Raw genomic sequence first — 8,234 nt, 5'->3', positions numbered from 1 at the left:
ACCTTGCGCCAGTCATCCACCCAGCCCACGGCACCAAAGACGAACAGCACACCCAGGGTGATCCAGATAAAACGGTTACTCAGGTCGGCCCACAGCAAGGTGGAGATGACGATGGCAATGAGGATCAGCGCCCCGCCCATGGTTGGGGTACCAGCCTTGCTCAGATGGCTCTTCGGGCCATCATCACGAATGGCCTGACCCACCTGCTTTTCCTGCAGCTTGCGGATCATGATCGGGCCCACCCAGAAGGCAATAAACAGGGCCGTCAACACGCTGAGAATGCCGCGCAGGGTGATGTACTGCACCACCAGGAAACCGCTGTGAAATTCTGCCAGAAGCTCAGCCAGCCATAGCAACATCAGAGTGCCCCCTGTTTCGATTTGTGAGGGCCTGCGCCCATGGTCAGTCGCTGCACCACCGCTTCCATACCGGCGCTGCGCGAACCTTTCACCAACACGGTTCCACCCTGCTGAAGAACCGGGGCACTCCAGGTTGCCGCCTGCTGATCGTTCTGCGCCGTCCTGGCACCTTCACCAAAGCCCACGGCAGCAGCACTGGCGCCCGTCATCACCACCAGGTCACTGATTCCCGCCTGGCGTGCATAATCTCCCAGCTCTTCAACCAGTTGCTCTGCCTGCGGACCCAGCTCGCCCATGGCTCCCAGCACCAGCATCTGCGGCGCCGGCTGGGCGGCCAGCCAGTCGATGGCAACACGCACGGAACCCGGGTTGGCGTTGTAGGTGTCATCCACCAGCACGCCATCACCCACCGCATGCAGATTCATACGGCCGGGCACCGGCTTCAGTTGCGCCAAGCGAGGCAGCACCTCGCCCAGATTCACACCCAGAGCTCGCACGGCGGCACAGGCCATCAAGGCATTGCTGACTTGATGGGCGCCGGGCAATGGCAGGATCACTGTCTCGCCCAGCGGCTGAAGAACAAATTCCACCCGCTCCTGATGCAGTTGAATATTCTCGGCGTACAGATCCGCCGGTGCCTGACTGCCCACACGAATCACGGTAAGGCCGGCTTTTTCTGCCTCAGCGGCGAAGAAATCGGCAAAGCTGTCGTCGTTATTGATGATCGCCTGCCCACCAGCCTGGCAACCGCCAAAGATTTCCGCCTTGGCATTGGCAATGCCCTGCATGGAACCAAACCCTTCAAGATGCGCACCGGTCACATTGGTCACCAGCACCACCTTCGGTTTGGCCAGGGAACTGGTCCAGGCAATCTCACCCGGGGCATTCGCGCCCAGCTCAATGACCGCATAGCGGTGCTCGCCGGACAGACGCAGCAACGTCAGCGGCACACCGATGTCATTGTTGAAATTGCCACGGGTGGCCAGGGTGTCCTCGCCCAGCATGGCGGCGGCCATTTCCTTGACGGTGGTCTTGCCGGCATTGCCGGTTACCGCCAAGCGCTCGCCGGTAAACTGATCCGCATAGCCGCTGGCGAGACGGCCCAGACCCAGACGGGTATCGGCTACCTGCACGGCGCTGGCAAAGTCACTTTGCTCACGGTCAACGAGGGCGGCGATGGCACCACCTTCGACGGCTTGGGCAAGAAAATCATGGGCATCGAAACGCTCGCCCTTGAGCGCCACAAACAGGCAGCCCGGGGCCATGTCACGGGTATCGGTCACCACAGCACTGACCTTGCGGTCTTCCCCGATCAGGGTGCCGCCGGTCCACTGGGCGATCTGCGACAACCACATCATGACGCACCTCCCCGGGAGGCCAGCGCCTGACGGGCAAGTTCTCTGTCATCACTGGGGTAACGCACGCCGTCGATTTCCTGGTAGTCCTCATGGCCCTTGCCGGCCAGCAGAATCACGTCGCCGGCCCGGGCACTGTTGACGGTTTCCTGCACCGCCTCGGCACGATCCACGTTTTCGTGGACCGCCTGCGCCCCGGTTAGACCGGCACGCATTTGATCAATAATGGTTTGCGGGTCTTCGCTGCGCGGGTTATCGCTGGTCAGCACCACGGTATCGGCGAGCTTTTCCGCCACCGCCGCCATCTGCGGGCGCTTGCCCTCATCCCGGTCACCGCCACAGCCAACCACGCAGAACAGACGGCCGGCAAAGTGATCCCGGCAAGCCTGCAGCGCTTTTTCCAGACCATCCGGAGTGTGGGCATAATCCACGATCACCGTCGGACAGCCATCAGCCTGCACCGGTTCCATACGCCCCGGTACGGGCGTAATGGCGGCCAGTGCCCCGCCCAGCGCCTCAGCGGCTACGCCCTGACCATGCAGGATGGCCGCAACGGCCATCACATTGCTGAGATTGAAGCGACCAAACAGAGGCAGGCTCAACGGCAGCACTGCGCCGCCTACGAACAGCTCCGCCTCGATTCCCTCTGCGGTGCATTGCACGGACTGGCAACGCACAGTGGCGCCCTGCTGGCTGCCGAAGGTGACACAGCGAACCCCGTCGGGCAGGCAAGCAATCAGGGTTGAGGCTGCCGGATCATCACAATTGATCACCGCCAGCTGCACGCCTTCGCGAGTAAACAGCATGGCCTTGGCCGCCAGGTAGGATTCCATGTCGCCGTGATAATCCAGATGGTCCCGGCTCAGATTGCTGAATACCGCCGTAGTGACCAGGGTGCCGCCCAGACGATTCTGGTCCAGGGCATGGGAGGAAATCTCCATGGCTACGGTATCGGCACCAGCATCGCGCACTTTTGCCAATCCGGCCTGCAGGGTAATCGGGTCTGGCGTGGTATGGCCGGTGGTCTGCTCCTGACCTTTCAGTCCCAGTCCAAGAGTCCCCACCAAAGCACAACGATGCCCCAGCGCATTCAGTGCATCGCGCAGGAACCAGGTGATGCTGGTCTTGCCATTGGTGCCCGTCACACCGGTAATGCGCAGGCGATTGGCCGGCTCACCGAACCAGCGCGCAGCCAGATCACCCACCTGCCCCGCCAGCCCCGGCAGATTCACGCAGGGCACCGGCTGCTGCAGATCCACGGAGAACGTCTCCGCGTCGGCCAGCACCACAGCGGCCCCGGCACTGATGGCCTGGGCGATGAAATGACGGCCGTCACTGGACACACCCGGTACCGCGACAAACACTTCACCCGGCTGCAGGCGGCGGCTGTCTAGCTGCAAACCAGAAATAGCAAGGCCTGCCACTTGGGCAGGCAGGCTGTGCTCGGGGAGCAGTTGCTGGAGGCGCATCATGAGCGGTCCTCCGTATCCGGGCCGCCGGCCAGTAGCCCTTCAGGCTTGTCCGGCGGCACATGCAATGTCCGCAACACCCCACCCATGATCCGGGAAAAGGCCGGCGCGGCTACCAGACCGCCGTAGTAGGCATCGCTGCGTGGATCGTCGATAACCACCACGGTGACGATGCGCGGGTCCGTGGCCGGGGCCAGGCCGGCAAACAGCCCGATATAGCTGTCATCCGCATAACCACCAGATACCACCTTGTGCACCGTGCCGGTTTTGCCGGCCACCTGGTAACCGGGAACCTGGGCGCGACTGGCCGTGCCCACCTGGCTAACCACGGTTTCCAGCATCTGAACCAGTTGCCGGGCGACAGGTTTGCCAAGTACCTGTTCACCGGCGGGCTTTTCTTTCACCTTTTTCAGGGTCAGCGGCACCTTGACGCCGTCGTTGGCGATCACTGCATAAGCCTGAGCCAGCTGTACCGCAGAAACGCTCAAGCCGTAACCATAGGAAAGCGCAGCCCGCTCCACTTCCCGCCAGTGACTCCGCAATGGCAGCATGCCGTTGCTTTCACCGGGAAAATCAATGGCGGTGGCCTGACCGAAACCGAAACGCTCCAGATAGGTGGGCAGTGCCAGCGGTTCCATGGCCAGCGCCAGTTTGCTGGTACCCACGTTGGAGCTTTTGGTTAGCACGGTGGTGATATCGATCACCCCGTAGTCGCGATGGTCACGAATGGTTTTGCTGCCCACCCGCAAAGTACCGGGATGAGTATTGATGGTGGTAGACGGAGTGACCATGCCCATTTCCATGGCCGCCGCCACGGTAAAGGGCTTCATGGTGGAGCCGGGCTCAAACAGATCGGTCACCGCCCGGTTGCGCAGGGCACCGGTATCCAGATTGCCACGGTTGTTGGGGTTGTAGGCAGGCTGGTTCACCATGGCCAGCACTTCGCCGGTACGAACATCCAGCACCACCGCACTGCCACCCTTGGCCTTGAACTGCTGCACCGCGCCCAGCAGTTCACGATACGCCAGATACTGCAGGCGCAGGTCGATACTCAGCGTCACATCTTCACCGGGCTGCGCCGGCTCCAGCACCTCAATATCCTGGATCACGCGACCCAACAGGTCGCGAACCACCTTCTTCCGACCGGATTTGCCGGACAGGTGTGATTCCATGTCCAGCTCTACGCCTTCCTGACCCTGATCATCAATATTGGTAAAGCCCACCACATGACTGGTCACTTCACCTGCGGGATAGTAACGCCGGTATTCGGTCAGCGAATGGATACCCGGGACATTCAGATCCAATACCGCCTTGGCCGCCTCCGGCGCCAGGCCACGCCCGAGGTAGATGAATTCCCTGGATTCATGACGACGCACCTTGCGGGCAAATTCCTGCTGACTGATCACCGGATTGCCCGCCAGACGCACCCACTGCTCCTGGTTCTCCAGGGCTTCACGGGGATTCGCCCAGAGGGTGACCACAGGCGTACTGACCGCAAGGGGACGACCATCACGATCCCGAATAACGCCCCGGTGGGCAGCCAGGGGCTCCACACGCAAATTGCGGATATCTCCCTGGTGGGCAAGAAAATCGTGCTGGATCACTTGCAGGTCCACCGCCCGCACCACCAGGACACAGGCGCACACCAGCCAGAAGCCCAGCACAAAGCGCCAGCGCATCTGGTGATTGGGTTGCCGTGTCTTGCGAGCCTGGCGTTTCATGGCCGGATCAGCACTCTCTCATCGGTTTTCGGTAATTTCATGCCCAGCTTCTCGCGAGCCAGGCGCTCCACCCGGGCATAACTGCCCCAAGTGCTATGCTCCAACAGCAGCTGACTCCACTGGCTCTCCAGTCGAGTTTGCTGCTGCTGTAATTTCTGGCTCTCGTCGGTGAGTCGACGAGCCTCGTGAACGCTGTAACTCACCGCCAGCGCAGAGATCACTACCAGCATCACCAGGGCGCGGATCAGCCAGGGGGCGCTCATCAGGCCACCTTCTCCGCCACCCGCAATACCGCACTGCGCGAGCGAACATTCACTTTCAATTCGGCCTTGCTGGCACGGATCGCCTTGCCAACCGGCTCCAGCCGCTGCGGCATTTCATCGCCCAACGGCAAGCCACCGCGCCCCTTGGGAGCCCGGCCGGAGTGATCGCGAATAAACAGCTTCACGATCCGGTCTTCCAGAGAATGGAAGCTGATAATGGCGAGACGCCCGCCGATGGCGAGCGTCTCCAGGGACTGTTCGAGCACTTGGGTCAGCGCATCCAGCTCCCCGTTTATATGTATTCGCAATGCCTGAAAACTGCGTGTAGCCGGGTGCTTGCCCGGCTCGCCGCGGCCGATAGCCGACTCAATCAAATCGGCAAGCTGCAAGGTGCGAGTAATCGGCCGCTCGTTGCGCTCCTCGCAAATACGTCGGGCAATCCGCCGCGACTTTCGCTCATCGCCATAGCGATACAGCACATTGGCAATATCCTGCTCGTCGGCCCGAGCCAGCCACTGTGCAACACTTTCACCCTGAGTGGGGTCCATGCGCATATCCAGGGGCCCATCACGCAGAAAGCTGAAACCACGCCCAGCATCATCCAGTTGTGGCGACGACACGCCCAGATCCAGCAACAGGCCATCAATGGGGCGGCCCACCTGATCAACCACATCGGGCAGGCAATCAAAGCGACTGGCCACGATCTGGAAACGGCTATCTTCCGACGCCAACTGCTCGCCCGCGGCAACGGCCTGGGGGTCACGATCGATACCGGCAAGGCGGCCCTGTGCGTCCAGCTTTTCCAGCAGTGCGCGACTGTGACCACCTCGCCCGAAGGTGCCATCCACATAAAAACCATCGCTACGGCTGAACCACATATCCAGTACCTCGTCCAGCATCACCGGCTGGTGTTCGTACTGCGTGCCCTTGTCGGTCATCAGAAAGACAGCTCCTGGACACTCTCCGGCAATGCATCCGGATCCAGGGTGCCATCCTCTTCCAACCAGCTTTCTGCTTTCCAGATTTCAAAACGGTGCATCTGACCGATCAGCATGGCCTGCTTCTCCAGCCCGATAGCCGCCCGCAATTCCGGCGGCACCAGCAGCCGGCCATTGCTATCCATATCAATTTCCACCGCCTGACCGAGAAAGCGACGCTTCAGCTGGCGCACCTGCGGGCTGGAGTCTCGCTGGGCGGAGAGCTTGCCGGCGGTTTCCATGAATTCATCACGTGGGTAAAGCGCGAGACATTCGTCATAGGGGTGACGGGTAAGCACAAGCTGGCCGCCGCAGGCTTCGTTCAGCGAAGCGCGATAGCGGGTCGGCATGGTAAGCCGCCCCTTGGCATCCAGATTGAGTGATGTGCTTCCAGTAAACACTGGCCGTCCTCATGCTCGATTATTCGGTTCCTTCCCGGGGGCTCTGTTTACCCCACTTCGCGACACCGGCCGCCAAGAAATTCCCACTTTTTCCCACTTTTCACCACATTGAGACACTCTATGGCCACTAGGAACACCAAGTCAAGCATCGACACCCAGGTAAACGTAAAAGAATTTCCAGACAAATCAGCCTGTTAGCTGTGCCAAAAGGAATGCGTGAAGAGACGAACGGAGGGAGTTTCGAGACGAATCAGAGCGCTGGAACGCGCAGGTGAGAAAGCACTTTAAGTGTTAGACAGATTAGTTATTACTAACTTTTTTTATATTCATTTATTAAAGGTTAAACCCTGTTCGGACACGGGCAAGCGATAGGATTGACTATCCAGCAGGTCGACGCCGCACTCCAGTGCCGCCAACCAGTCAAGGAAGCGCCCTACCTGCTCTCCTGCAAAGTAGCCACCATGCTGGGGAACGATCATGCGTGGCCCCAGCTTACGCACCATGGCTACCCACAGCCGACAGGCCCGGTTACCGGCCATGTAACGGCGATGAAACCCTGCCATGCTGTGCAGGTGATCGGCAAAGTTATCCACCTGCCCTTCCTCCCCGCCCAGAGAGGCACCAATATCGCCGGAAAACAGGATGCCACTGAGCGGATCGTAGAAGCTGAAATTCCCCACCGAATGCAGAAAGTGCGCAGGCAAGACCCAGATCTCGGTATCGGCAAACGGCAGCACCTTGCCCTCGTCAGCCACACCCTGGATGCGCGATTGTAGTTGCTCTCCCATTTTTCCAGTCACATAGGAGGAAGCCAGATGAGGCAGAAACCGGGACCATAACCGGCTGACCACCACCTGGCTGCGAGTGTGCATCAGCCAGCGCGGCAGGGACGCGATAATATCCGGGTCCTGATGGGATGCCAGAATGTAGTCCAGGCCATCCAGACTGATTCGGCGACTCAGGGCAATAGTCAGCGGGGTATAGGTCAGATCGCCACCCGGATCAATCAGCGCAGCACGGTCCCCGTGGCGAATGCAGAACTGGTTGGCCTGCACGCCTTCCCCGACAACCAGATCGGAAAAACGCAGCACTTCGTGATTATTGTCGAGAAAGAGGGTATCGATCTGCGCCATGTCGGATTCCTGCCAGATTGTAAGCCCGGCAATTCTGACGACATCGCATCACTTGATAATGACTCAGATCAAAAATAGGAAGCGTTGCAGGATAAGAGCGACGAGTCACGAAAGGCAAACCCAGGTTCAGGAATTCACTTCTCGCAACTCGCATCCCGTACTAAAAAAGTGGACCGGTCGATAAGCCGGGTTCTGTCGTGGACAGTCATTCATCTCGGGTTTGCGTCGCCACAAACCTCTAGCAACCTACCCGGATCCAGCGCGGGCCACGCCAACGGATCCCTATTTGGTCTTGCTCCGGGTGGGGTTTACCCTGCCACCGCTGTTGCCAGCGGCGCGGTGCGCTCTTACCGCACCTTTTCACCCTTACCGGTTCCGACACGAGGAAGGAACAGGCGGTATCTTCTCTGTGGCACTAGCCGTAGCCACACCGTTCCCAGTGTAGCCCCCAGGCGTTACCTGGCACCCTGCCCTGTGGAGCCCGGACTTTCCTCTAGCGGCTACGCCGCCAGCGACTGTCTGACCGGTCCGGGGCGGAGTTTAGGGGACGGCAATG

At 60.3% G+C, this 8,234-nt stretch carries 7 protein-coding genes, 1 other RNA gene and 1 pseudogene; all 9 read right to left on the bottom strand.

The genetic code is table 11. The features are described 5' to 3' along the window. A pseudogene (locus HUJ17_RS14820) lies at window positions 1-359 on the bottom strand (phospho-N-acetylmuramoyl-pentapeptide-transferase); the annotation flags it as partial. Continuing rightward, on the bottom strand, window positions 359-1,717 hold the full coding sequence (gene murF, locus HUJ17_RS14815; protein WP_290511420.1) for a UDP-N-acetylmuramoyl-tripeptide--D-alanyl-D-alanine ligase: 1,359 nt from the start codon (window positions 1,715-1,717) through the stop codon (window positions 359-361). The pseudogene HUJ17_RS14820 and the gene murF, both read right to left, overlap by 1 nt. Beyond that, the gene (locus HUJ17_RS14810; RefSeq protein ID WP_290511419.1) at window positions 1,714-3,186 is read right to left on the bottom strand and encodes a UDP-N-acetylmuramoyl-L-alanyl-D-glutamate--2,6-diaminopimelate ligase; all 1,473 of its coding nucleotides are present in this window, start codon (window positions 3,184-3,186) and stop codon (window positions 1,714-1,716) included. The genes murF and HUJ17_RS14810 overlap by 4 nt, the downstream gene beginning before the upstream one ends. Next, on the bottom strand, window positions 3,183-4,904 hold the full coding sequence (locus HUJ17_RS14805) for a penicillin-binding transpeptidase domain-containing protein (RefSeq protein WP_290511418.1): 1,722 nt from the start codon (window positions 4,902-4,904) through the stop codon (window positions 3,183-3,185). The genes HUJ17_RS14810 and HUJ17_RS14805 overlap by 4 nt, the downstream gene beginning before the upstream one ends. Next, window positions 4,901-5,167, bottom strand: coding sequence for a cell division protein FtsL (ftsL, locus tag HUJ17_RS14800; RefSeq protein WP_290511417.1), 267 nt, complete (start codon window positions 5,165-5,167; stop codon window positions 4,901-4,903). The genes HUJ17_RS14805 and ftsL overlap by 4 nt, the downstream gene beginning before the upstream one ends. Beyond that, window positions 5,167-6,105, bottom strand: coding sequence for a 16S rRNA (cytosine(1402)-N(4))-methyltransferase RsmH (gene rsmH / locus HUJ17_RS14795; RefSeq protein WP_290511416.1), 939 nt, complete (start codon window positions 6,103-6,105; stop codon window positions 5,167-5,169). Before rsmH ends, ftsL begins: the two co-directional genes overlap by 1 nt. Next, window positions 6,105-6,545: a division/cell wall cluster transcriptional repressor MraZ gene (gene mraZ, locus HUJ17_RS14790; RefSeq protein ID WP_035248027.1), complete on the bottom strand. Its 441-nt coding sequence runs from the start codon at window positions 6,543-6,545 to the stop codon at window positions 6,105-6,107. Before mraZ ends, rsmH begins: the two co-directional genes overlap by 1 nt. Before the next feature lie 326 nt (window positions 6,546-6,871). Continuing rightward, complete coding sequence (locus tag HUJ17_RS14785) at window positions 6,872-7,678, bottom strand: MBL fold metallo-hydrolase (RefSeq protein WP_290511415.1); 807 nt, start codon at window positions 7,676-7,678, stop codon at window positions 6,872-6,874. Between the two features lie 165 nt (window positions 7,679-7,843). Continuing rightward, window positions 7,844-8,209: RNase P RNA component class A (rnpB, locus tag HUJ17_RS14780), an RNA gene on the bottom strand. Window positions 8,210-8,234 lie beyond the last annotated feature (25 nt).

The organism is Alcanivorax sp. (assembly GCF_014762765.1).
Lineage (GTDB): Bacteria > Pseudomonadota > Gammaproteobacteria > Pseudomonadales > Alcanivoracaceae > Alcanivorax.
This window is presented reverse-complemented; position numbering and strand designations above follow the sequence as displayed.